This window comes from Nocardia sp. N2S4-5 (genome assembly GCF_044628355.1).
GTDB lineage: Bacteria > Actinomycetota > Actinomycetes > Mycobacteriales > Mycobacteriaceae > Nocardia > Nocardia wallacei_B.
In genome coordinates this window covers 3,836,826-3,859,912 of sequence record NZ_JBIUPM010000001.1, presented here as the reverse complement: position 1 = coordinate 3,859,912, position 23,087 = coordinate 3,836,826, and the positions used below count along the sequence as shown (strand labels likewise).

17 protein-coding genes and 3 pseudogenes are annotated in these 23,087 nt (G+C 70.5%); 7 read left to right on the top strand and 13 right to left on the bottom strand.

What is annotated here, in order from left to right; genetic code table 11:
- Positions 1 to 68 precede the first annotated feature (68 nt).
- Entirely contained in the window at positions 69 to 1,205 is a 1,137-nt protein-coding gene (locus ACFMRZ_RS17670; RefSeq protein ID WP_400180020.1) for a metallophosphoesterase, read from the top strand.
- Here ACFMRZ_RS17670 and ACFMRZ_RS17665 read toward each other — a convergent pair.
- A complete protein-coding gene (locus tag ACFMRZ_RS17665; RefSeq protein ID WP_400180019.1) occupies positions 1,192 to 2,631 on the bottom strand; it encodes a type VII secretion-associated protein in 1,440 nt (479 codons plus the stop codon). The genes ACFMRZ_RS17670 and ACFMRZ_RS17665 overlap by 14 nt on opposite strands.
- Before the next feature lie 113 nt (positions 2,632 to 2,744).
- On the bottom strand, positions 2,745 to 3,935 hold the full coding sequence (locus ACFMRZ_RS17660) for a hypothetical protein (RefSeq protein WP_400180018.1): 1,191 nt from the start codon (positions 3,933 to 3,935) through the stop codon (positions 2,745 to 2,747).
- A gap of 140 nt (positions 3,936 to 4,075) precedes the next feature.
- Here ACFMRZ_RS17660 and ACFMRZ_RS17655 point away from each other — a divergent pair, with 140 nt between their 5' ends.
- Positions 4,076 to 5,407 (top strand): FHA domain-containing protein, encoded by a 1,332-nt coding sequence (locus tag ACFMRZ_RS17655; RefSeq protein WP_400180016.1) that lies wholly within the window; start codon positions 4,076 to 4,078, stop codon positions 5,405 to 5,407.
- A 27-nt stretch (positions 5,408 to 5,434) separates the two neighbouring features.
- On the opposite strand, the gene ACFMRZ_RS17650 is transcribed toward ACFMRZ_RS17655, so the two are convergent.
- The 7 genes and pseudogenes from ACFMRZ_RS17650 to ACFMRZ_RS17620 all read right to left on the bottom strand — a co-directional run bounded on the left by ACFMRZ_RS17650 (position 5,435) and on the right by ACFMRZ_RS17620 (position 12,410).
- Complete coding sequence (locus ACFMRZ_RS17650) at positions 5,435 to 6,259, bottom strand: crotonase/enoyl-CoA hydratase family protein (protein ID WP_400180015.1); 825 nt, start codon at positions 6,257 to 6,259, stop codon at positions 5,435 to 5,437.
- Entirely contained in the window at positions 6,256 to 8,412 is a 2,157-nt protein-coding gene (locus ACFMRZ_RS17645) for an acetate--CoA ligase family protein (protein ID WP_400180014.1), read from the bottom strand. Before ACFMRZ_RS17645 ends, ACFMRZ_RS17650 begins: the two co-directional genes overlap by 4 nt.
- Positions 8,413 to 8,419: 7 nt before the next feature.
- Positions 8,420 to 9,211 (bottom strand): enoyl-CoA hydratase/isomerase family protein, encoded by a 792-nt coding sequence (locus tag ACFMRZ_RS17640; RefSeq protein ID WP_400180012.1) that lies wholly within the window; start codon positions 9,209 to 9,211, stop codon positions 8,420 to 8,422.
- Between the two features lie 25 nt (positions 9,212 to 9,236).
- Positions 9,237 to 10,115 (bottom strand): amino acid ABC transporter permease, encoded by an 879-nt coding sequence (locus ACFMRZ_RS17635; RefSeq protein WP_400182898.1) that lies wholly within the window; start codon positions 10,113 to 10,115, stop codon positions 9,237 to 9,239.
- Positions 10,112 to 10,762 (bottom strand): amino acid ABC transporter permease, encoded by a 651-nt coding sequence (locus ACFMRZ_RS17630; protein ID WP_400182897.1) that lies wholly within the window; start codon positions 10,760 to 10,762, stop codon positions 10,112 to 10,114. Before ACFMRZ_RS17630 ends, ACFMRZ_RS17635 begins: the two co-directional genes overlap by 4 nt.
- 139 nt (positions 10,763 to 10,901) lie before the next feature.
- Positions 10,902 to 11,516 (bottom strand): annotated as a pseudogene (locus ACFMRZ_RS17625) (glutamate ABC transporter substrate-binding protein); the annotation flags it as partial.
- Between the two features lie 174 nt (positions 11,517 to 11,690).
- Positions 11,691 to 12,410, bottom strand: a complete 720-nt coding sequence (locus tag ACFMRZ_RS17620; protein WP_400180011.1) for an amino acid ABC transporter ATP-binding protein — start codon at positions 12,408 to 12,410, stop codon at positions 11,691 to 11,693.
- A 228-nt stretch (positions 12,411 to 12,638) separates the two neighbouring features.
- Between ACFMRZ_RS17620 and ACFMRZ_RS17615 the strand changes: the two genes are divergently transcribed.
- Positions 12,639 to 13,538, top strand: coding sequence for a MurR/RpiR family transcriptional regulator (locus ACFMRZ_RS17615; protein ID WP_400180009.1), 900 nt, complete (start codon positions 12,639 to 12,641; stop codon positions 13,536 to 13,538).
- 6 nt (positions 13,539 to 13,544) lie between these two features.
- On the opposite strand, the pseudogene ACFMRZ_RS17610 reads toward ACFMRZ_RS17615, so the two are convergent.
- Positions 13,545 to 15,885, bottom strand: a pseudogene (locus ACFMRZ_RS17610) (glycoside hydrolase family 65 protein).
- Positions 15,882 to 16,649, bottom strand: coding sequence for a beta-phosphoglucomutase family hydrolase (locus ACFMRZ_RS17605; protein WP_400182896.1), 768 nt, complete (start codon positions 16,647 to 16,649; stop codon positions 15,882 to 15,884). Before ACFMRZ_RS17605 ends, ACFMRZ_RS17610 begins: the two are co-directional and overlap by 4 nt.
- 254 nt (positions 16,650 to 16,903) lie before the next feature.
- On the opposite strand from ACFMRZ_RS17605, the gene ACFMRZ_RS17600 reads away from it, so the two are divergent.
- Positions 16,904 to 17,845, top strand: a complete 942-nt coding sequence (locus ACFMRZ_RS17600; RefSeq protein WP_400180008.1) for a PfkB family carbohydrate kinase — start codon at positions 16,904 to 16,906, stop codon at positions 17,843 to 17,845.
- Between the two features lie 71 nt (positions 17,846 to 17,916).
- On the opposite strand, the gene ACFMRZ_RS17595 is transcribed toward ACFMRZ_RS17600, so the two are convergent.
- Complete coding sequence (locus ACFMRZ_RS17595) at positions 17,917 to 19,236, bottom strand: DUF5933 domain-containing protein (protein WP_400180006.1); 1,320 nt, start codon at positions 19,234 to 19,236, stop codon at positions 17,917 to 17,919.
- Between the two features lie 75 nt (positions 19,237 to 19,311).
- Between ACFMRZ_RS17595 and ACFMRZ_RS17590 the strand changes: the two are divergent.
- The 3 genes and pseudogenes from ACFMRZ_RS17590 to ACFMRZ_RS17580 form a co-directional block, all read left to right on the top strand.
- A pseudogene (locus tag ACFMRZ_RS17590) lies at positions 19,312 to 19,479 on the top strand (NAD(P)-dependent alcohol dehydrogenase); the annotation flags it as partial.
- Positions 19,470 to 20,933, top strand: coding sequence for a mannitol dehydrogenase family protein (locus ACFMRZ_RS17585; protein WP_400180005.1), 1,464 nt, complete (start codon positions 19,470 to 19,472; stop codon positions 20,931 to 20,933). The pseudogene ACFMRZ_RS17590 and the gene ACFMRZ_RS17585, both read left to right, overlap by 10 nt.
- On the top strand, positions 20,930 to 21,895 hold the full coding sequence (locus ACFMRZ_RS17580; protein WP_400180003.1) for a carbohydrate kinase: 966 nt from the start codon (positions 20,930 to 20,932) through the stop codon (positions 21,893 to 21,895). The genes ACFMRZ_RS17585 and ACFMRZ_RS17580 overlap by 4 nt, the downstream gene beginning before the upstream one ends.
- On the opposite strand, the gene ACFMRZ_RS17575 is transcribed toward ACFMRZ_RS17580, so the two are convergent.
- Complete coding sequence (locus ACFMRZ_RS17575) at positions 21,889 to 22,968, bottom strand: ABC transporter permease (protein WP_400180002.1); 1,080 nt, start codon at positions 22,966 to 22,968, stop codon at positions 21,889 to 21,891. The two genes, ACFMRZ_RS17580 and ACFMRZ_RS17575, sit on opposite strands and share 7 nt — an antisense overlap.
- Between the last annotated feature and the right edge of the window lie 119 nt (positions 22,969 to 23,087).

Sequence of the window (23,087 nt, the reverse complement as noted above, 5' to 3'; positions counted from 1 at the left end):
GACTCGCCGGGCACCATCGTTTTCGGGGCGAAGTGGCGCGCTCATCCACCGACGGACAGGATGGCCTGGTGAAGTACATCCCGCGCGTGGCCCTGTTCCTGGGGATTCCCGCACTGCTCTTCCTGCTCCCGTGGTGGCTGCTGGTCTACAGCACCGTGGACGGCCCGCTGTACTGGCTCGGGTCGGCGGTGTTCCTGCTCGCCTTCGTATTCCTGCCCACGGGAATGCTGCTCGGGCACGGGCCCCGGCAATCGGACGCGGCGGTGGTCGTGGGGGACACGCTGCTGGGGGTCGTATGGGTGCTGTTCACCTGGTCGGTGATCGGCACGGTGGCGCGAGCGGGCCTGGCCGTCGCGGGCGTGGATGATCCGGTGCGGTCGCGCCTCGTCGCGATCGGTGTGGTCGCGGTCTGGGCGGCGCTGATCGGCTGGGGGATGGTGGAGGCGCGGCGGGTGCCGCGGGTCCGGACGGTCGAGGTGACCATCCCGCGGCTGGGACGCGGGCTGGACGGCCTGCGGATGGTGGTCGTCACCGATACGCATTTCGCCGCGCTGGACCGGCTGCGCTGGTCGCAGCGGGTGGTCGAGGTCGTCAACGCGCAACGCCCCGATATCGCCTGTCACGCGGGCGACCTCGCCGACGGCCCGGTGCAGCGGCGGCGCGCGCAGGTGGAGCCGCTCGGCAAGGTCGACGCCAGGCTGGGCCGGTTCTACATCACCGGCAACCACGAGTACTTCGGTGACGCGCCGGGCTGGCTCGAGTACATGACCGGGATCGGCTGGCAGCCGCTGCGCAATCGGCACGAGGTTGTGGAGCGCGCCGGTGACCGGCTGGTGATCGCGGGCATCGACGACCCGACCGGCATCGCCCTGGACGGGCACGGCCCCGACCTGCCCGCGGCGCTCGCCGACGCCGATCCCGACGTGCCCGTGGTGCTGCTGGCCCATCAGCCGAAGCAGATCGAGGATGCCGTGAAAGCCGGTGTGGCACTGCAGATTTCCGGGCACACGCACGGCGGGCAGATCTGGCCGTTCCACTACCTGGTGCGTCTGGACCAGCCCGTGGTCGCCGGCCTGAGCCGGCACGGGGAGCACACCCAGCTCTACACCAGCCGCGGCACCGGATTCTGGGGGCCGCCGCTGCGCCTGTTCGCGCCGAGCGAGATCACGGTGCTGGTGCTGCGCGCGCCCGCTACCGCGGTGTGAGCCGGACGTCCCGGAGGAACTGCTCGCAGGTGCCCGAGATGGGTTGCCAACTGTCCGACGGGTATTGGCAGCCGACGCTGACCTGCAGTCCGGCATCGACGAGCACATGCCAGCGGACGGTGGTGCCGTCGGGCGGGTACTCCTCGTAGGACAGGCTGGGCCGCCCACCGAAGGCGGGGTCGCGCCGCAGGTCGCTGACCGTGCCCGGGGGACGGCGCTCGACCTGCGTCTCCAGGGTGCGCGCGACGTCCTCGACGGTGGAGCCGGGCGCCAGCGGCTTCTGGGTGATCGTCATCCGTTGGCGCGCACCGTCTTCGGGCATCAAATCCACGCGGGTGTCGGTTTGTGCGGCGATCCGCCAGCCCTCGGGTACCTGCGCCTGCACCCGCCCGAACGCCTGCGGGGCGGGACGACCGGTGGGCGGCTCGGCGGCGGTGACGGGGGAGAGCGGCGCGGTACCGGTCTGCGCGGCCGCCGGTGTCGGGTCGTCGGATGATCGTGTCCCCGCCAGGATTGCGACCCCTACCGCGATCGCGATCGCGACCACCACGACCGCCGCCGCGGCCACCAGCGTGGTGCGCCGGGAGCGCGGCGGCTGCCCGGCGTTGGCGTGTGCTCGCAGGGACGCGTCCCGGTCCGGCAGCGGCGCTTCGAAACCCGGGCGGTGCGCGGCGACCGGCTGACCCGGATGTGCCGGGGGCTGCGACGCGCTCTGAATCAGATCGGCGCCCGCGACCGGTCGCACATCGACCGGGAAGCCGCACTGCCCGACGATGGCCGCGCGCAGCGCCTCCAGCTGCGCGGCGTCCGGAATGCCCACGGCCACCAGGTAATTCGGTGTCTGCCCGGCGAGGAGTCGGGCGACGACCGCGCCGATCGCCTCGGGCGGGTCGGCCAGGCCGACGGTCGGTTCGTGCTCGCAGGCATCGATCCAGGTGTCCGGCCCGGACCGGCCGACCAAGGTGGCCGTGGTGGACAACGGATTCAACTCGAGCACCGCGATGCGCTGATGCTGCGCGTTGCTCGCGCCGAGCGACGCCGCGCGCAAGGCCAGCGGCTCCACCGCCACGTCGGCGACCAGGCGGCTCGCGGCCGCCTGCACCGCGACCCGGCGCCGCCGCCCCCACTCCGTGGGCGCCACCACGGTGAGCCGGTCGCAGGGGCCGGGCAGGCGCAGATTGGTCAGCACCGCGCCGAACACCACCGCGAACGCGTCGGCCGCGGTCGGCAGGGTGGGGAAGGCGATGCGGTCCGCGTCGGCCAGCCGGACCACCGACACCGCCGGATACTGCGGCCGCAACGCTTCTCCCGCAACGAAACTGGCGTTGTCACTGGCGGGCACGATCGACGGCGGGCCGTTCCAATAGGTGGCCTCGCTGCGCGCCCACAGCCGGGTATCGGTCAGTACGAGTTCGACGGTGGGCATCAGCGCGCCACCGGCCGAGCCGTCCGGAACACGATCGTCACGCCCTCCCCTTCCGTGTGGTTCACGCGGCATCCTACTTCAGCCGGGTGACACGGCAGCGGGAGCGGAGCGGGTCAGTAGTTGTTAGCCAGCAGCGCGTAGGCGGCGGCCGTGCGGTATTTGACGTCTTCCTGGGTATCGGCCACGACGACCTGGACGTATCGGCGGTAAGGGATGTAGCAGCGGTAGACGGCCTCGCGCTGCCGGTTTCCTCTGGTGTTGAGTTCCAGGCATTTCGCGCCGGGCACGGTCGAGACGGCGGGTAGCGGGTCGTATTGCGTGCCCGAGCCGGTCATCAGGCCGTTGATCAAGCGGGCGCCCGCGTCCGAATCGCGCACGCGCAGTACCGAACTGGTCTCGGCGACGGCGACGGCGTCCAGGCCGGTGTCGTCGACCAGCCGTTGCCGGGCGGTCTCGTCGGCGGCGGTGTGCACGAAGGCCGGTGCGCCGAAGATGGCGAAACGGTCCGGGTCGGCCTTCTGGTCGCGGTCGCGGACGACCGCGCGGGACAGCAGCCGGTCGGGGTCCAGCGGCAGGTCGTCGAGCTTGGTCTGGGGGGTGGGCTGGAATCGGTCCAGCGCGGGCACCTGCGCGTCGAGGGTCTTCTGGATCCAGGCGAGCAGATCCGGTTCCTCCGGGCGCGGGCGCTCGACGAACAGGGAGATCACGAATTCCCGGTAGGCCATGAAGGTGCCGATATTGGAGACGCCGGGCCGGTAATGGATGAAGGCATCCGGGTATTTCGGCAGCGTGAGTTTGCGGTTCAGGTCGGGCGCGACGCCGAAGTCGGCGTCCTCGAGTTCCCGCGCGGCCAGGGCGGCGGTCTGGGCGTCCGGGAAACGCAGCACCAGATCGGTGACGGCGGTGGCGTCCGGGGCGGGCGCCTCTGCTCGGTCGGCGCCGCCGGCCACGTACCCGACGACCATGCCGCGGCGGTCGAGCACCGCCTTGGAGACCCCGGCGAGCAGGTGGTTGGTGGCGTTGTCGCTGTCGGGCACCACACGTCCGCCCGCGCCGACCGACAGCGACGGATCGATGCGGATGCTCGGGACCACGGCCTGCGACATGCGCATGCCTTCCAGCAGCGCGCCGTCCCCGGCGGCGTGCCGGTCGTAGTCGTGCCGGTCGACGGCGTACGGGCCGACATCGAGGGTGCGCACATCGAGTTCGGCCGCGACCGGCGTGCCCTGCGCGCCGCACCCGGCCAGCAGCGCCGCCAATGCGACGACTGCGACGACGATCGGTGCACTTGTGCTGCGGCCCATGGATCAGCCCCCGTTCCTCCCGGTGCCTGGTTTCAAATTACCGGACCGGGGCCGGGCGGGGGTCCGGTGCGAAGGGTTTGCCTTAACCTGGTGCATGTGGTGAGGACCGCGCACAGCTACCCCGGAGGCCGATTCCGTTGATGGATCGGCAGGTCGAGGTTGTCACCGGCAGCCACGTGGTGGTCCGGATCTCCGGTGCGGTGGTGCTCGTCGCGCATCGCGAGCCGGGGCGGGTACGCGCCGATTCGCCGGCGATGCTCGCGGCCGAGGCGCTGGCGCAGCTGGTTTCGGAGGCGTCGGAGCAGGCGCCGGGCGGTCCCGGGCGGCTGGTGGCGCGAGAGGCGACGCGCTGGCTGATGCGCGATGCCGAGCAGATCAGTCCGGACCGGCCGTTCGATTTGGGCATTCTGTCGCAGGCGGATACGGGCGGGCTGGCGATCTTCCTGCACGGCGCGGTCACCGCGGTGCTCGCGGGCGACGCCGGGATCGAGCGGTATCGCGGCGTGGACGCGGCCTTCACCGTGGACCGGGTGGCCGCGCCGCCGGATCGGGCGGCGGCGCTGTTCATCGACGACGACGGCGGGCCGGTCCCCGAGCTTCCGGAGCGCGGGATCGGCGCCCTGGTGGAGGGCGTCGCGCAGGCCGACGGCGCGATCGTGTGGTTCGAGAACGAGCGGACCCGGGCGCGAGATCGGGTGCGGCCCAACGCCGGAGCGCACCGGCGACCGGAGGGCCCGCCGCCCACCTCGCCGCTAGACGCCGAGTCGCGGCCCGCGCCCGAGACCGTGCCGGAAGTCGAAACGCGGGAACCGCTTTCGGGCGAGGCCGATCTGGCGGCGCGGCTCGCCGAGACGCAGCTCGGCCGCCCGGTGCCGGATCCGCGCGCGTCCGTGACTCCGCCGCACGGCGCGGCCGCCGAGTCGCCCGTTCCCCCGGCGGTTTCGGACCCGGACCTGGAACGGCGGCTGGAGGCGACGACGCGCGCCACCTCGCTGACCGTGCGCGTGGTCGGATTCAAGTGTGCGCGAGCGCATCCCAGTGATCCGCGGTCGGCGTTCTGCACCGTGTGCGGCATGCCGGTGGACCAGACCCAGCCGCCGTCGGACGTGGTGCGCCCGCCCCTGGGCATGCTGGTGCTCGACGACGGCATGACCTTCCTGCTGACCTCCGACGCGGTGATCGGCCGCGACCCGGAGAACTCCGACGCCGCCCGCCGCGGTCTGATGCCGCTCAAGATCGACGACGTCTCCGGCGGCATGTCCCGCGCGCACGCCGAGATCCGGCTGGTGAACTGGGATGTCACGGTCGTGGACCGCGGCTCCACCAACGGCACCCGGGCCCGCCTCCCCGGCTACCACGACTGGATCCGCCTGTCCCCCAACCAGCCCATGGCCCTGGTACAAGGCGCGGAAATCATGCTCGGCAACCGAGTCCTCCGCCTGGAGCCCGCCGCCCCACCACCTTTCGGTTGAGTCGTCGGCGGGCAGGTGGCCGTGGGGTCAGTGGCCGGTGAAATTGGGTGGGCGGCGTTCCAGCATGGCGGTGACGGCCTCGTGGTGGTCGTCGGTTTGGTGGGCGATGGCCTGTAGGGCGGCGGAGAGTTCGAGGAGGCTGTCGAGGCTCTGCCATTGGCCTTCGCGGAGCAGTTTCTTGGTCATGCGCAGGACCTGGGGTGGGTTGGCGGCGACGCGGGCGGCCAGTCGGCGGGCGCTGTCGAGCAGGTCGTCCGGTTCGACGACCGCCGAGATCAGGCCCCAGTCCAGGGCGGTGGCCGCGTCGATCGCCTCGCCGGTGAACGCCATCTCGCTGGCGCGGGCCATGCCGACGGCGCGGGGGAGCAGCCAGGCGCCGCCGTCACCGGGGATGATGCCGACCTTGGCGAAGCTCTCGGCGAAGGTCGCCGTGCGCGCGGCGATTCGCATGTCGCACATCAGCGCCAGATCGCACCCGGCCCCGATCGCCGGACCGTTCACCGCGGCGATGGTCGGAATCTCGCAGTGGTACAAGGCCTTCGGGATGCGCTGGATGCCGTGCCGGTAGCCCTGCCGCAGTTCGGCGGGGGAGCCGCCGAACATCCCGGTCCGGTCCCGCATGTGCTTGACGTTGCCGCCGGAGGAGAACGCCGTGCCCGCGCCGGTCAGGATCGCCACCCGCACCGAGGGATCGGCGTTGACCGCGGCGATCGCCGCCTCCAGCGCGTCGACAGTCTCCGCCTCGGAGATCGGATTGCGGGCCGCCGGATTGTTGAGCGTCCACAGCACGACATCGCCGGTGCGTTCGACCAGGACCGGCTGGGCCGATGATGCACTCGCAAGCTCGCTCACGATCGGTTCTCCTCGGGTGTGATGACGATCCGGACATCCACCGGAACTATGCCCGTTCCCGCGGCGATGACGGGATTGAGGTCCAGTTCCGCGATCTCCGGATGCGCGGCGACCAGGTCACCGACACCGACGAGGAACCGGGCGAGCGCGTCCCGGTCGACCGGCGGCAGGTGCCGGTATCCGTCGAGCATCCGGGACGCGACCGTCTCCCGGATCATCTCCCGCGCTTCGAGTTCGGTGAACGGCGCGGCCCGGAAGGTGACGTCCGCCAGCGCCTCGACCAGCACCCCGCCGCTGCCGAACGCGACGACGGGACCGAAGATCGGATCCCGGGTGGCCCCGACCAGCAGTTCGACGCCGGGCGGCGCCATCGGCGTGACGATCATGCCGTCGATGCGCGCGTCGGGGACGGCGCGGCGCACCGAATCCATGATCCCGAGCGTCTGCGCCACGGCATTCTCTGCGGTTACGCCGAGCCGCACGCCACCGGCCTCGGACTTGTGAATCACCTGCGGGGAAACCACTTTCAGCGCGCACGGCTGATCGAAGCCGCGGACCGCGGTCGCGACCTCCTTCGGCGTGGCGGCGTAGGCCCACGGCCCGACGGCGGTTCCCGCGGCGGTGAGCAGGCGGCGGGCGGTCGGCTCGTCGAGTACACCGGACTGCGCGGTCACGGGCGCGGCGGCCGTGGGCAGCGCGAGTATCGACCGAGCGTCGGCGGTCTCGCGTCGCCACGCGCGCCGGTCCAGCGCGGCCGTGATCCGTACCGCGTGATCGATCGACGCGATCACCGGCACCCCAGCGGCGCGCAGGATGTCGTGATTGCCGATCGGGTCCGCGGCGTAGCAACTCTGCACCACAAGCGGTGTGCCATAGGACTTTTGCGCGGCGAGCAGGCTGCGTGCGGTGTCGTTCTCGGCGGTCTCCAGCGACCGGTCGAACCGCGCGTGGTAGCCGCCGAACAGTCCCACCACGAGGATCAGCCCGACCGCGGGATCGGCCATCAGGAGTTCGGCCGCGCGGGCGAAGACGGTCGGGTCGGCGTCGGTGGCACCGGCGACATCGACCGGGTCGACCACCGACGCCGCCGGTCCGAGCAGCGCCCGCAGGGCTGTCCGGGTCGCGTCGCTCAGCTCCGCCAGGTCGATGCCGCGCGCGGTGAGCGCGTCCACGGCCAGCGTGGCGTGCCCGCCGCCGTCGCTGAGCACGGCCACTCGACGACCGGGCAGCACCGGTGCGGTAGTCGCCAGCGCCCCGGCCACGACGGCCAGTTCGTCGGAGCGTTCCACCAGTTCGACCCCGGCCTGTCCCAGCACCGCGGTGGCGACCGCGTCCGATCCGGCGACGGAACCGGTGTGCGACAACGCGGTTCGCTGCCCCACCGCCGACCGGCCGCCGCGCAGCATCACGACCGGCGTACCCGGGGTGGTGCGGGCCGCGGCGGCGAGAAACGCGCGCCCGTCCACCAGACCCTCGCTGTGCACCGCCACCGCGCCGCAGCCCGGCTGCGCGGCGAGTTCGGCCAGGCACTCGTCGTAACGCACGTCGGACTGATTGCCCAGCCCGACGTAGGCGTGCAGGCCCGGCCCGCGCACCGCGCGCACATCGTTGACCAGCGACAGCAGCATGTTCCCGCTCTGCGTGACGACACCGATGGGACCCGGCGGAATATCTTGCAGCCCTACGAGATTCGCGCCGCTGCCGACATTGGCGATGCCGGAGGTATTCGGCCCGATCACCCGTATCCCGGTCTCGGCGATGACCGCCGCCAACTCGGCTTCGAGTTCCGCGCCCGCCGCGCCGATCTCCCGGAATCCGTTGGCCAGCACCACCGCACCCGCGATCCCGGCGGCGGCGCACTCCCGCAGCACCCGCGGGACGGCGGTACCGGGAACCGCGATCAGCGCGACATCGATCCCGGGCGGCAACCGATCGATGCTCGCGACGACCTCGAGGCCGCGGATCTCGGTCGCCCGGGGATTCACCGGGTACACCGGATGCGCGTACCCGGATTCCTGTAGCGCGCGAATCGCCTGGTAGCCGCGTTTGGCCGGATCGGTGGAGGCGCCCACGATCGCGATGGAACGGGGATCGAACAGCCGCTGGAGCGCGGTGCGTTCGGTGTCGGCGAGGGTTGTGGAGGCGTGTGTCACCGGCTGCTCACTTTCCCCGGAACACCGGGTCGCGCCGCTCGGCGAACGCCGCGACGCCCTCGGCCCAGTCCTCGGTGTCCATCAGGGCCAGCAGTTCGCCCGGCTCGGTGTCGAGTGCGGCGTCGAGCGAGTCCTCCCGGCGCAGCGCGGCCTTCATCCGCGCCAAGGCCAGCGGCGCCTTGGTGGCGAGCGAGTCGGCCAGTGCCACAGCGGAATCCAGCAGCGCGTCGCTCGGAACGGCGGCATGCGCGAGTCCCCACTCGAAAGCCTGTGTGCCGGTGAACCGTTCGCCCAGGATCAGCAGATCCGTCGCCCGCCGCAGACCCACCAGCCGCGGCAGCCGGTGGGTGATCCCACCGCCGACGAAGGTGCCGATGGAGACCTCCGGGAAGCCCATCCGGGCCTCCTCGGCGATCATCAGAAAGTCCGCGCTCACCGCCATTTCCGCGCCCGCACCGAGCGCGTAGCCGTTGACGGCGGCCACGACCGGGGTGTCCATGGTGAGGATTTGCCGACAGACCTGCTGCCCGAGTTGGACGTAGTCTTCCCGCTCGGCACGGGTGCGGGTGCCCGCGGCGTGTGCCTTCAGGTCCGCGCCGACGCAGAACGCGCGCCCCGCGCCCGTCAGGATCACGCATCGGACCCGCGGGTCGTCGTCGGCGGTGACGAGGGCGTCGATCAGGTCGCGGTACAGCTCCGCGCTGACGGCGTTGAGCCGGTCGGGCCGGTTCAGCGTCAGTAACGCGACCCGGTCGCGGCGGGACACCAGGACGGGCGAGGCCTCGGTGGCTGCGGTCATGGGAGTGGTTCTCCTCTCGGGAGGGTCAGCGCGCGGCGCCGACCACCGGTGTGGGGGTGAGCGGAATGCTGTCGGCCGGAGCGGCTTTCGAGCGTCTGCCGCGGCCGCGGCGGGAGGTGAGCCAGCGGGCCAGGAACGAGATCGCGAAGTTGGTGGCGATGTACATCACCGCCACCCCGACGTAGATCTGCATCGAATACTGGCTGCCGTAGTACTCGACCAGCGACCGCCCCTGCCGCAGCAGTTCGGCGTACCCGACGATGAATCCCAGCGACGTGTCCTTGAGCAGGATCACCATCTGGCTGACGAGCACCGGCAACATGGTCGGGATCGCTTGCGGCAGCAGGATTCTGCCCAGTACGACCGCGCGGTTCAGGCCCATCGCCTCGGCGGCCTCGGTCTGCCCCTTGTCGAGGGCCAGGATGCCGCCGCGGAAGATCTCGCACAGCACCGAGGAGTTGTAGGCGACCAACGCCAGCACCACGATGTGCAGCAGGCTCAATTCCAGTCCGAGACTGGGCAAGCCGAGCGCCGCGAACAGCATGAGCAGCAGCAGCGGCACCCCGCGGAAGCCCTCGACCAGGGCGCCGGTGGCCAGCCGGACGGGCCGGTGCGCCGACAGCCGCCCGACCGCCAGCAACAGCCCGATCACCAGCGCGATCACCATGGCGAGTCCCGCGGCCTGCAGCGTCGCCCGGTAGCCCTGCCAGAGGGCTTGGGGTACACCGGTTTCCGGGTCCAGCAGGATGGCCCAGCGTTTACGTTCGAGCTGCCCGTGCGACCGGAGCCGCAGCAGGATCGCCACTACGACGAGGGCGCTGAGAAGCCCGGCGGCGATCGTGATCCGGCGGTAGCGGCGCAACTCGGCCGGGCCGGGCTCGTCGTAGAGGAAGGAGGTGCTCATCGCGCGACCGCCAATCGGTGCTCGAGCCTGCGGAATCCGAACGCGGACCCGAGGGTGATGACCAGATATGCCACCGCGATCCACAGCAGCGCCGGGACGACGGCGGCCGGGTCGAGGAAGTTGATCCGCTGTCCCGAGGCGGTCAGCTCCAGCACGCCGAAACCGGCGGCGATCGAGGTGTTCTTGACCAGTGCGATCCATACATTGGCCAGCGGCGGCACCACGGCCCGCACGGCCTGCGGCACGATGATGAACCGCATATTTTCCAGGAACGAAAGGCCCAGCGCCCGAGCGGCTTCCGCCTGCCCGCGCCCGACGGTGTTGACGCCCGCGCGGACGGCCTCCGACACGAACGCCGCGGTGTAGCAGCCCAGCGCGACGATCGCCGCCGCCGCATAGCTCGGTATCGTCAGCCCGAGTTGCGGGAGCACGAAGACGATCAGGAAGAACGCCACGGTCAACGGTGTGTTGCGGACGGTTTCGACATAGACGGCTCCGGCCCGTTGCAGGAACGGCACCGGCGAGAGCCGGGCGACACCGACCAGCAGCCCGACGACCGCGGCCAGCGCACCGCCGGCGATACTCAACAGCAGGGTGGTTCCGAACGCCTTCGACAGCAGCGCGGCGTTCTCGGTGAGTACGTGCATAGTGGTGGCCCTCAATAACTTTCGAGATCCGGGGAGCGGGCGCCGCGCCGAGGATGCGACCGGCGGTGCGATCCCAGGCCGCCGACCACGTGCCGTCGGCGAAGGCGGCGCGCAGCGTGTCATCGATGAATCGCACGAGATCGGCGCGCCCCTTGGCGATTCCGATGCCGTACGGCTCGGCGGTGAAGGTGCCGGGTACCAGCTCGAACGCGTCCGGGTCGAGGCTGCGCAGCCCGCCGAGGATGGTGTTGTCGGTGGTCATGGCGACCACCTGGCCGTTCTTCAGCGCCTCGGCGCATTTGCTGTAGGAGTCGAAGAGTACGACGTGCGCGCCCGGCACCCGGTCGCGGACGTTGGTGGAGGAGGCCGAGCCCTCCACGGCACAGACGCCCTTACCGGTCAGATCGTCGGGTGCGGAGATCTTCGCGGGATTGCCCTTGCGGACCATGAAGGACTGTCCCGCAATGTAATACGGCCCGGCGAAGTCGATGATGTCCTTGCGCTTGTCGGTGATGGTGTAGGTGGCGATGACGGCATCGACGCGGCCCTGCTGCAGGAACGGCTCCCGGTTCGCGGACACGGTCTCGACCCAGTCGATCCGGTCGGCCGGGATGCCCAGTCCGGCCGCGATGAGCTTGCCCATTTCGGCGTCGAAGCCCTCCGGGCGTCCGGTGACCGGGTTCTTCAGCCCGAACAGCGGCTGGTCGAACTTGGTTCCGATGGTGATCTTGCCGTCGTCGTGCAGCTCGGCCATGGTCGATCCGGGGGCGAAGTGGACGTCGGTCGCCACCGGCGGACCGGAATCGGACAGGTTGATCGGTGGTGCGCCGGAATCGCAAGCGGCGGTGAGGGTTACCGCGACGGTGCCGAACACGGCCACGGCGAGGCGGGAGAGTCGTCTCATGGCGAACTTCCTGAAAAGGCGGGGTCAGTGCTGGAGGACGCGGGCGAGGAAGTCCTTGGCGCGGTCGCTGCGCGGAGCCGTGAAGAACTCGTCCGGCGTGGACTGCTCGGCGATGACGCCGTCGGCGAGGAAGATCACGCGGTCGGCGCTGGCGCGTGCGAAGCCCATCTCGTGGGTGACGACCACCATGGTCATCCCCTCGCTCGCCAGGTCGCGCATGACGTCCAGCACCTCGCTGACCATCTCCGGGTCCAAGGCGCTGGTCGGCTCGTCGAACAGCATCACCTCCGGTTCCATGGCCAGGCCGCGGGCGATGGCGACGCGCTGCTGCTGGCCGCCGGACAGCTGCGGCGGATACGCATCGGCTTTGTGCGCCAGGCCGACCCGCTCCAGCAGCGACTTCGCCTTGGTCTCGGCGGCGGCGCGGGACAACTTGCGGATGCGCGTCGGCGCGAAGGTGATGTTCTGCAGCACCGTCATGTGCGGGAACAGGTTGAACGACTGGAACACCATGCCGATGTCGGCCCGCACCTTCTTCAACCCCGCGCCCGACGAGGGCAGCGGTTCGCCGCGGAAGGTGATGGTGCCGCCGGTGATGGTCTCGAGCCGGTTGATGGTCCGGCACAGCGTCGACTTGCCGGAGCCCGACGGTCCGATCACCACGACGACCTCGCCCTTGGCGATGTCCAGATCGATGTCGCGTAGCACGGTCACGGTGCCGAAGGTCTTGGTCACCCCGCGCATCGTGATCAGCGGAGTGGGGGAGCGGGGCGCGGCGCGGTCGCCGCGTCGGTGCGCGAGGGCGTTGTCATGGGTTGGTCCCGTCGTGATCGGACGTTCGTGTGGGCCAGCTAACAACGTTCGCGCGAGTTATGCAAGTAAATTTGCATAACTCGACTAACATGCAACTGAACCTACCAAGGCGGATGGATACCTTCCGGTCCGAACAGGGGAGCGAGGGAGAATGGCGCCGTGACGGACCAACGCGCGGACGACGGGCCGCAGACCTTCGACGAACTGGTCGCCGAGCTACGGGCGCGGCACGACACGTTGTCGCAGGCGCATCGCAAGCTGTCCGAGCGGGTGATGTCGGACCCGGAGGCGGTCGCGTTCATGACGGTGTCGGAGCTCGCCGCGGCGGTCGGCGTCAACGAGGCGACGGTGGTCCGCTTCGCGAACGCGCTGGGGCTCAAGGGTTATCCGGGTCTGACCCGGCTCTGCCGGGAGCGGTTGCAGGAGCAGGCGCAGCTGCTGCGGCGCTTCGACACGCTCGAGCGGTTACCCGCCGACGGGGGCGGACTGTTGAATCGCACCCTCGGATTCGACCAGGCCAATATCGCCCGCACCTTCGCGCGGATCGACGACGCGACGTGGGAGTCGGCGGTCGGCCATCTGACCGAGGCGCCGCGGGTGCACGTGATGGGGCTGCGCAAATGCCACGCACCGGCGTATCTGCTGGCCTACCTGCTGGGGATGGTGCGCGAGGAGGTCGCGCTGGTGACGGCGACGGCCGGCGCGCTGACCGACGACCTGCGCCGGGTGCGCGCGGGGGACTGCTTCGTGGCCCTGTCGATCCACCGCTACATGGCCGACACCGTGCGCGGCGCGGCGTGGGCGCGATCGGTCGGCGCACACGTCGTCGCGCTCACCGACAATCCGGGGTCGCCGCTGGCGGCCACCGCGGACGAGTGCTTCTTCGTCGACGCGGCGGGCCCGTCGGTGCTGCGGTCGATGACGGCGTTCACCTCGCTGGTGCAGGCGCTCACCGCGGGCGTGGCGAAATCGCACGGTCGCGAGGCGCGGGCCTCACTGCTGCAGGAGGAGCAGCTGCTCAGCGACTTCCACGTGTACACAAGGGATTTCGCCGAGTAGCGACGCCTACGGCCGGTGGTGTGGGCGTCGTCCGGCGGGCAGCGGCGGTTCGGCGCGCGGCGGCCGGGGCGGAATCGGCAGTGTCCGAGGCTCGTCGGTGATCAGGTAGGACTCGCCGTGGTGGTGCAGCGAGACCGGATCCCCGTGCAGTAAACGGTAAGTCGCGGAGTCGTTGCCGATGTCGACGTGAATCCGCCTGTCGCGCCACATGATCCGGAACGACAGCCGGTTCAGCCGCGCGGGCAGCCGCGGCGCGAAGGTCAGTTCCCCGCCGCAGTCCCGCATCCCGCCGAAACCGCCGACACAGCACAGCCACGTGCCGGCCAGCGAGCCGAGATGCAGGCCGTGGCCGACGTTGTGGTGCAGGTCGTGCAGATCGATCAGCGCGGTCTCGGCGAAGTAGTCGAAGGCCAGGTCCGGGTGTCCGACCTCGGCGGCAAGGATCGACTGGGGGCAGGCCGACAGCGAGGAGTCGCGGACGGTCAGGGCTTCGTAGTAGTCGAAGTTGCGGGCCTTCTGTTCGGCGTTGAACGCGGTGGGGCACAGGTACATTGCCAAGGTCAGGTCGGCCTGTTCGACCACCTGGCGGCGGTACAGATCGAAGTACGGGTAGTTCAGCAGCAGCGGATAGTGCTCGAGCGGGGTGGCGTCGAAATCCCAGCGGGCGTACCGGGTGAAGCCGTCGGATTGCTCGTGGACACCGAGATCCTCGTTGTAGGGCACGAACATACGGTCGGCGCACTCGCTCCAGGCGGTCAGCTCCGCCTCGTCCACGTCCAGGCGCCGGGCGACGTCGGGGCGCCTTCGGCACACCTCGACGGCTTCCCGCAGATTCTGCCGGGCCATCAGATTCGTGTAGGCGTTGTTGTCGCCCAGCGCCGAATACTCGTCGGGTCCGGTCACGCCGTCGATGCGGAAATCGCCTGCCGAGTTGTGGTGTCCGAGGCTCTCCCACAGTCGCGCGGTTTCGACCAGAAGCTCTACGCCGCAATCGGTTTCGAACTGCTCGTCGCCGGTGGCGGACAGGTAGCGCACGGTGGCGTCGGCGATGTCGGCGTTGACGTGCACGGCCGCGGTGCCGCTGGGCCAGTAGCCGGAACCCTCCTCGCCGTTGATCGACCGCCACGGGAACATCGCACCGGCCTGGCCGAGTTCACGGGCGCGCTGCCGGGCGTGCTCGAGCGTGCTGTGCCGCCAGCGCAGTGCGTCGCCCGCGGCCATCGGGACGGTGTAGGTGAGTACCGGCAGCACGTAGGTCTCGGTGTCCCAGAACGCGTGTCCGTCGTAGCCCGCTCCGGTGAGGCCCTTCGCCGGAATCGCCCGGGTCTCGCCGCGCGCGCCCGCCTGCAGCACGTGGAACAGCGCGAACCGGATCGCTTGCTGGCAGTTCGGGATCGCCGTCGATCTCGACGTCGGCGGTGTCCCAGAAGTTGTCGAGGTAGGCGCGCTGCCGGGCGCGGAGCGTGTCCCAGCCGGTCTCCAGACCGGCGGCCAGCGCGGCGTCCACCTGCGCCCGCAGGGCGGGTACGGACCGTCGGCTCGACCAGCCGTAGGCGATGTACTTCGTCAGGCACAGCCGCTGCCCCTTCGGCACATCGACCGCGATCGTCAGGCGGGCCAGATCCTCCTCGGCATGGATGGCGCAGCGCGGCGTGGCGGGCGCCTCGATCTCGTGGTCCATGCCCGCCGCCATCCGCAGGCCGGACCGCCGGGTGTGATGGGCGAGGACGGCCGTGGTCTCGCGCACGGCGGAGAAGTCCGCGACCAGCGGGCGATCCAGCGCGGCGGCCAGCCGCGGGTCGTTGCCGGGCGGCGCGACCGTCTCGTTGGCCAGCAGGTCCGACTGGACCACCAGGTCGAGGTCGTCGTCGAGCGGTTCCACCTCGTATCGGATGGCGGCGAGCGCGCGCTCGGCGAACGACACCAGCCGCTCCGAGCGGATGCGCACCGAGCGGCCGGTCGGCGACGTCCACACCGTGTGCCGCCGCAGGGTGCCGGTGCGGAAGTCCAGCACGCGCTCGTGCTCGACGGCGCGACCGTAGCGCAGGTCGATCGGCTCGTCCTCCACCAGCAGGCGGATGATCTTGCCGTCGGTCACGTTCACCACCGTCTGGCCCTCTTCCGGATAGCCGTATCCGGCTTCGGCATAGGGCAATTGACGCTTCTCGTAGAACCCGTTGAGATATGTGCCCGGCGTGCCGACCGGCTCGCCCTCCTCGAGGGTGCCGCGTAAACCCAAGTGCCCGTTGGACAGTGCGAAGAGGGACTCCATCCGCTCCAGCGCGTCCGGGTCCAGTCCGTGCCGGCGCAACTGCCACGGGTCTATGTCGAAACCGTGCGAACTCATCGCCCTCCTTCTCCCTCGGCCGTGGACCGGTCGGCCGGAGTCAACTCGGACAGGTCCGTGACGACCAGATCCGCTCCCGCGCGGCGCAATGCGCCGCCGTGCTGCCCGTCGCCCACTCGGTCCACACCCACCACGAAGCCGAACCCACCGGCGCGGGCGGCGGTGACCCCGGCGATCGCGTCCTCGAAAACGGCTGTGCGGGAGGGTGGTTCGCCCAACTCCTCGGCGCCCGCGAGAAACGCGTCCGGCGCGGGTTTACCGGGCAGACCCCGCCGCGCGATCTCCCGGCCGTCGATCAGCGCTTCGACGAATCGCGTGAAATCCGCGGCGGCCAGCACCGCGGTCGCGTTCGCCGAGGAGGTCACCACCCCCACCCGCAAACCGGCCGCGCGCACAGCTGCCAAGTATCCGGCCGAGCCGGGGAAGACCCGCACCCCGTCCCGCTCGATGAGCGACAGCAGCAGGCGATTCTTGCTGTTACCGATCCCGTATACGGTCGCCAGGCCCGGCGGATCGTCCGGTTTTCCCTCCGGTAACGCCATGGTGCGCGACTTCAGGAACTCCCGGACGCCGTCGGCCCGCGACCTCCCGTCCACATAATTCAGGTAGTCCTCCTCGGTGAACGGCTGGAACCGCGCCCCGCAGCGGCAGGCCAGTAACCGGTCGAACACCGTCTTCCACGCCCGCCGATGCACCGCCGCCGTATCGGTCAGCACGCCGTCGAGATCGAACAACACTCCCGAAACGGATTCGGGCAGTCCCACACCCGCCACGGCCGATCACTCCCGGGTGGCCGACCGCGGGCCGGGCGGTGCGGTGGTGCGGATGCCGGGTCGATGCGCCGTAATAGTCATGTTCGGCGGCTACCCGGTAAATGATCTGCCACACGTCGGCCGGGAGGCGGTAACATGCTCGGCCACTGGTGCTTTCGCCCGTGCGGCGGCGAGTGCCGGGCACGTCGTGGCCGCCGCCTTCGCGGCCCTGGTTTGCGTCCTGCCACGCCGGGTATCGCGGTGCTGTGCGGTCGCTGGATGTGCTGGTCGCGGGCCGGATGGCCCGGGACCTGGTGCTGACCGTCCCGGACTTGCCCGACGCCCACGCCGCGGCGCGCGTAGGCGAGCGGCAGGAGACGCTGGGCGGGAAGGGCGCGAATCTCGCGGTAGCGTCGGCACAACTCGGGCAGCGTGTTGCTCTGTTGGGCGTGGTCGGGGACGACGAGATCGGCGGCCGGTTGATCGCGCGGGCGGAACTCGACCGGATCGACTGCTCGCCGGTCGTCCGCCGACCCGCCGCCGCCACCGGGTTGATCGTCGACGTGCTCGAGGACGACGGCCGCTGGCACTATCTCGAGGATCTGCCGCCGTCGACGATGCTCACCCTGGACGACGCCGCGCACGCGGCGCGCTGGCTCCGGTCGGCGAATTCGATGATCGTCGAACTCCAGCAGCCTCCGGAGGTGGTGGCGGACCTGGTGGACCGAGCGCGGGCCGCCGACTGCCGCGTCGTACTCGACGGCCTGCTCCCCGACGCGCACCGCGCCGCCCTGCTGCGCGCCTGCGATGTGCTGCGCGCCGACCATCGCGAAGCCCGGCTGCTCACCGGCGACCGGCTCGACACCGCGGCGGCGGGCATCCGCGCGGCGCGGTCGCTGCTCCGGTACGGCCCCGCGCTGGTGGTGCTCGACATCGGCGACGGCACCGTATTCGCCTGGGGCGATGAGCATTTGGTGCTACCGCAGATCGACACCCCCGTGGTCGATACGACCGGCGCGGGCGACGCCTTCACCGCCACTCTCACCGCCGCTCGCAACCACGGATTGCCGCCGCCGAAGGCCGCCCGCTGGGCCGTCGCCGCCGCGGCCGCCACGGTCGGCCATCCCGGTGGCCGCCCGCGGCTGACGGCCGACATCCTTCGCCATTATCTCGGCCGCCTGAAAAGCCAAGCAGTCGAGGGTGTTTGACGGTACTGGTCGCTACCACCCGGACCGCAGCGCGAACCATGCGCTGCCGAGGGTGTTCGACGCTCGGGGTCCTAACCGGTCGTCGCCCGCGGCGCGAACCAGGTGCTGTAGAACAGCGCCGCCAAGGCCGCGAACGAGCCGATCAGCGCGACGCCGCAGGGCACCGGATACCTTGCCATGACCTCCGCGGCATAGCGGGTGCACAGCAGCATCGCGGCGAACAACGCCACTCCCAACGCCACGACGGTGATCCGGGCCCGGTCCCACCCGCGATCCGGGTCGCGCAGCCCCGATTCGATGGTCAGGCACAGCGTGGCCCCGACGAGCAGGTCGATGCCGTAGTGCGCGCCGAAGCCGAGCGTGGCGGCCAGCGTGCAGACCAGCCAGAACACCCCGCCCCAGCGCAGCCAGCGCGGTCCGCCCCGGGAATGGATGAACAGCGACAGCGCCCACGCGGTGTGCAGCGACGGCATGCAGTTGCGCGGCGTGACACCGTCGAAGGGCATCGCCTCGATCGAAGTGGGCAGTGGCGGAACGACATTCGGCCACACATCGGCGAGCGCCATGCCGTGCCCCTCCGGCCCGAACGCCAGTACCGGCCCGACCACCGGGAAAACCACGTACCAGATCGGCCCGATCAGCCCGATGGTGAGAAAGGTCCGCACCAGATAATGCCGCGGCCACACCCCGCCGGTGACCCCGCGCAGCTGCCAGATCGCGACGACGATCGCGGCCACCGGCAGCTCGAAGTACACCCAGCGCAGGACGCCGGGAACCACCGGCCCGGCCGCCGCCAGCGCCTGCCCGGCCAGCCACGACGGATTGCCGAGGGCGCGATCGGCCTGCTGCACGAAGGGATCGAGCACCTGCGGCGTCGCCCACGCGGTGATGTCCAGCCAGATCTCGCTGACCTTGGTGGCGAGGATGAGCAGCGCGCCGAGGCCGATCGTCCGCAGCGCGGTGTGGCGGCGGTCGCCGGTCCAGCGCAGCGCGACGAGCACCGTCAACGCCGTCAGGACCAGCGTGGGTCCGTTGCCGACGGTGAACTTGTGGCCCTCGATCGCGCGCACGAGGACGAAGATCAGATCCAACCCGACCGCCGCCGCCACGGCGATCACTCGTTCGCGCCACGCGACGCCGACCAGTGCCAGCAGGAATCCCGCCCACGGCGTCGTCGCCGACTTCGGAATCCCGGCATAGTCGCGCAACAGGCTGGTCAGCGGGCCCAGCGCGTGCAGGTGGACGGCCATGAGCTCGCCGGCCACGAGCACCAGCACCGCCGTGGCGGCCAGCCCCCACAGCGCCGCCGGGCCGTATCGACGCGCCCGGAGCCGCGTGCTCGCCGGTCCGATCGGCGAGGCCGAACTCCCATGCGCGTCGTCGAGAAGCATTCGGACATAGTAAACACCGCATGAACAAGGGGTTTCGGCGCTACTCGCCGAGCCCGTCCCAGCGGGGGAGAACTCGCCGACACGTGGTCCGCGGCGATCGCGCTCGCGTCCACCGGCCGCGTCGATCCGGACGCTATGGTGACGGCGAGGTATCCGCTGGAACGGGCCGCGCAGGCACTGGAGTCCGATCGGCGGCCCGGCAACCTGAAATCGATCGTCGAGGTGGCGGAGCTATGGAGCTGAATCGGAACACCGTGTCGCGGTTGCCGGTACTGGGACCGCGGTACGACCGCGGCGAGATCCGGGCGGGTATCGCGCACTTCGGCGTCGGCGGGTTCCACCGCGCGCATCAGGCCATGTACGTGGACCGGCTGCTGTCGGCCGGCAAGGCGCGCGAGTGGGGTATCTGCGGTATCGGCGTGACACCCGCGGACCGCCGCATGCGCGACGTGCTCCGGGCGCAGGACGGCCTCTACACGCTCGTTCTGGCGTACCCGGACGGCGCCCGGGAGTCGCGGGTGATCGGCTCGATCATCGACTACCGTTACGCGCCGGACGATCCCGAGGCGGTACTGGAGGTCCTCGCCGATCCCGCGATCCGGATCATCTCGCTGACCATCACCGAGGGCGGCTACAACCTTCGCGACAGCGACGGCGAATTCGACTGTGACACACCGGCTGTCCGCCGCGACCTCAGCGGTGAGCACCCGCCGGCGACCGTCTTCGGCTTGGTGACCGCGGCGCTGGCCCGTCGCCGCGAGCGCGGGGTCCCGGCGCCGACGATCGTGTCGTGCGACAACATCGAGGGCAACGGCCGGGTCGCCCGCCGCGCCTTCACGAGCTATGCCGAGCAGGTCGATCCCGCACTCGCACAGTGGATCAGCGGCAATGTCGGGTTCCCGAACTCGATGGTGGACCGCATCACCCCGGTCACCACACCCGATGTCGTCGCGCGGCTCGAGGCCGACACCGGGGTCCACGACGAATGGCCCGTGATCGCCGAGCCGTTCGCGGCCTGGGTGCTCGAGGACGATTTCGCCGCGGGTCGTCCGCCGCTGGACGAGGCGGACGTGCAATTGGTCGACGACGTCTACGCCTACGAGCTGATGAAGCTCCGGCTGCTCAACGCCGGGCACCAATGCCTGTGCTACTTCGCCTATCTCGCGGGCTACCGCCTGGTGCACGAGGCGGCGCAGGACGAGCTGTTCGCCGAATTCCTCGACCAGTACCTGGATTACGAGGCGATGCCGACGCTGCCCCGAGTCCCGGGCCTGACGACGTTTCGGGGTGCGCTGCTCGAGCGGTTCGCCAACGCGCACGTCCGCGACACCGTCGCCCGGCTGTGCGCCGACTCGTCCGACCGCATCCCGAAGTGGTTGCTGCCGGTGGTCCGTGACAATCTCGCGGCCGGGCGTCCGGTGCGGCTGGCCGCGGCGACCGTGGCCTGCTGGGCCCGCTACGCCGAGGGTGTCGACGAGCACGGCGCGCCGATCGAGGTCGTCGACCGGCTCGCGGACACGCTGATCCCGCTCGCGCGGACGCAGCGGGACAACCCGACGGCCTTTCTGGAGAATCGCGCGGTGTTCGGGGATCTGATCGATCAGCCGCGGTTCGTCGACGCCTACGTGACCGCGCTGGATTCCCTGCATCGCTACGGTGCCCGCGCCACGTTGGAAGCCGTGGTGAAGCCGGAATGACGGTGGGCCGGCACCGTGATGCCGCGACGGCGGGGGAGTCGGGCGAGGGACGCGGGGCGTTGGTCGTCGGCGAGGCGCTGATCGACATCGTGGTGCGCGACGGGCAGGTGACGGGTGAGCACGTCGGCGGCAGCCCGCTCAACGTTGCGGTCGGCCTCGCCCGGCTGGGTCGGCCGGTCGACTTCGCCACCTTCCTCGGTGACGACGCGTGCGGTCGGCGGATCATCGAGTATGTCCGTGCGTCCGGCGTCGCGCTCACCGAGGGGAGCGTCTCGGCTTCCCGGACCGCGACAGCTCGGGCGGTTCTCGACGAGAAAGGCTCCGCGACTTACCATTTCGACATCGCATGGGAGCCTCGCCCGGTCGCTGTCGCCGCGCCGCTGGTCGTGCACACGGGATCCATCGCGGCCGTGCTGGAACCGGGCGCCGCCGAAGTATTGGCCACGATCGACCACTACCTCCCCGGCTCCACGATCACCTTCGACCCGAACCTCCGCCCCCAACTGATCGCCGACTCCGCCGCCGCCAGAGCCCGCATCGACGCGCTGGTATCCCGCGCCGACGTCGTGAAGGCCAGCGACGAGGACCTGCGCTGGATCGATCCCGATCGTTCCCCGGAAGACCTTGCCGCGCACTGGTTGTCGAAAGGCCCCGCCCTCATCGCCGTAACCCTCGGCGCCCGAGGAGCTTTCGCCCTCACCCGCACTACCACGATCCACATCCCCGCACCCCCGACCACTGTCGTAGACACAGTAGGCGCGGGCGACGCCTTCACCACCGGCCTCATCGATGCCCTGTGGACCGCCGGGCTACTGGGCGCGGACAACCGAAACGCATTGAGTCACATCGATTCCGCCACCTTGCGCCGTTCCCTCGAAACCGCAGCCCTCTCCTCCGCCCTGACAGTCTCCCGCCCAGGCGCCGACCTCCCCGACCGCACCACCCGCGACGCCCTTCAGTAGGCGTCCGCGTCGCGCCCGCCTGGGTGCCGCCCGCGCCAGATCCAGAACACCGCACTGGCGGCCACGGCCCAGGCCGCCAGGACCAGGAAGGGGAGCACGTGCTGGTGATCGGCGAAGTACACGGCGGTGTGCTGGGCGTTGACCGAGGCGCCGGGTGGCAGCCAGCGGCCGATGCTGCCGAGCGCCGACGGCAGCAGCGGCCAGGACACCGCGCCGCCCGAGGACGGATTGCCCAGCAACACCATCAGGCCCCACGTCGGGATCATCGCCCAGCGCCCGAACAGGGTGTTGAACATCGTGAAGATCATCCCGGAGGTGAACATGGTGAGCGCCAGGATGAGCCACGACTCCAGGAACGGCAGCCGCAGCGCGCCCAGCCACCAGTCCACCACCGCCGCGATGACGAACCCGCCCAGCGCCGAGTACGCCACGGTGTAGGCGATCCGTTCCGCCGGATTCAACGCTCGCGCATGCACACTCAGCTGGATGGCGCCGACGAAGCCGATGATGACGGCCGCCAGTGTGATGTAGAAAATGGCCAGTCCGCGCGGATCACCCGGTTGCAGCGGGTTGATATCGGTGACCGTCACCGGAACCTGAACCTGCCTGCCCACCTGTGTCGCCGCACCCGAAAACACCTCGGCCACAGAGGAACCCGAAGCGCCCGCGACATCGACGGTCACTCGGTCCGCCTGCCGCACATCCATGATCGCGAACACCCGCTGCGCCTCGACAGCATTCTTCGCCGCATCCGGATCATCGAACCGGACCACATGCATCGCACCGTTCAGCGCATGATCCATCCCCGCGAGGTACGCCACGTCCCGGCTCGACGCCGCGTGATCGTTCTGAAGCACCGCGACCGGAATCCGATGCGGAGTCGGATTGGCGAGAATGTAGGTGTACGACCCCGCGAACAGCCCCGCGGCGGCACCCAGAATGAACACCAGCACCGTCGCGGGCAGAAACGGCGACCGCCGAAACCCGTCCCACCACCCCCGCCAATCGGCAACCCGGCCGCTACCCGCCTCACCCCGCGGACGACCTGCGTACTCGGTATCGCTCTCGGGCATACCGACACCCTAGATTCGCCCACCGCCGCCACCAGGCAACCTCGCATGGTTCGGCCAGGCGAGGGGTGGGCAGCGGCGGACTCGCCATAGGCTGGAGCGGGGGCGATTGTCTGCCTGGA

Coding starts and splice junctions, on each gene's coding strand:
- ACFMRZ_RS17665 (WP_400180019.1), bottom strand. CDS start 2,631: ATGCCCACCGTCGAACTCGTACTGACCGATACCCGGCTGTGGGCGCGC.
- ACFMRZ_RS17660 (WP_400180018.1), bottom strand. CDS start 3,935: ATGGGCCGCAGCACAAGTGCACCGATCGTCGTCGCAGTCGTCGCATTG.
- ACFMRZ_RS17655 (WP_400180016.1), top strand. CDS start 4,076: ATGGATCGGCAGGTCGAGGTTGTCACCGGCAGCCACGTGGTGGTCCGG.
- ACFMRZ_RS17640 (WP_400180012.1), bottom strand. CDS start 9,211: ATGACCGCAGCCACCGAGGCCTCGCCCGTCCTGGTGTCCCGCCGCGAC.
- ACFMRZ_RS17635 (WP_400182898.1), bottom strand. CDS start 10,115: ATGAGCACCTCCTTCCTCTACGACGAGCCCGGCCCGGCCGAGTTGCGC.
- ACFMRZ_RS17630 (WP_400182897.1), bottom strand. CDS start 10,762: ATGCACGTACTCACCGAGAACGCCGCGCTGCTGTCGAAGGCGTTCGGA.
- ACFMRZ_RS17620 (WP_400180011.1), bottom strand. CDS start 12,410: ATGCGCGGGGTGACCAAGACCTTCGGCACCGTGACCGTGCTACGCGAC.
- ACFMRZ_RS17595 (WP_400180006.1), bottom strand. CDS start 19,236: ATGCTTCTCGACGACGCGCATGGGAGTTCGGCCTCGCCGATCGGACCG.
- ACFMRZ_RS17585 (WP_400180005.1), top strand. CDS start 19,470: ATGGAGCTGAATCGGAACACCGTGTCGCGGTTGCCGGTACTGGGACCG.
- ACFMRZ_RS17580 (WP_400180003.1), top strand. CDS start 20,930: ATGACGGTGGGCCGGCACCGTGATGCCGCGACGGCGGGGGAGTCGGGC.
- ACFMRZ_RS17575 (WP_400180002.1), bottom strand. CDS start 22,968: ATGCCCGAGAGCGATACCGAGTACGCAGGTCGTCCGCGGGGTGAGGCG.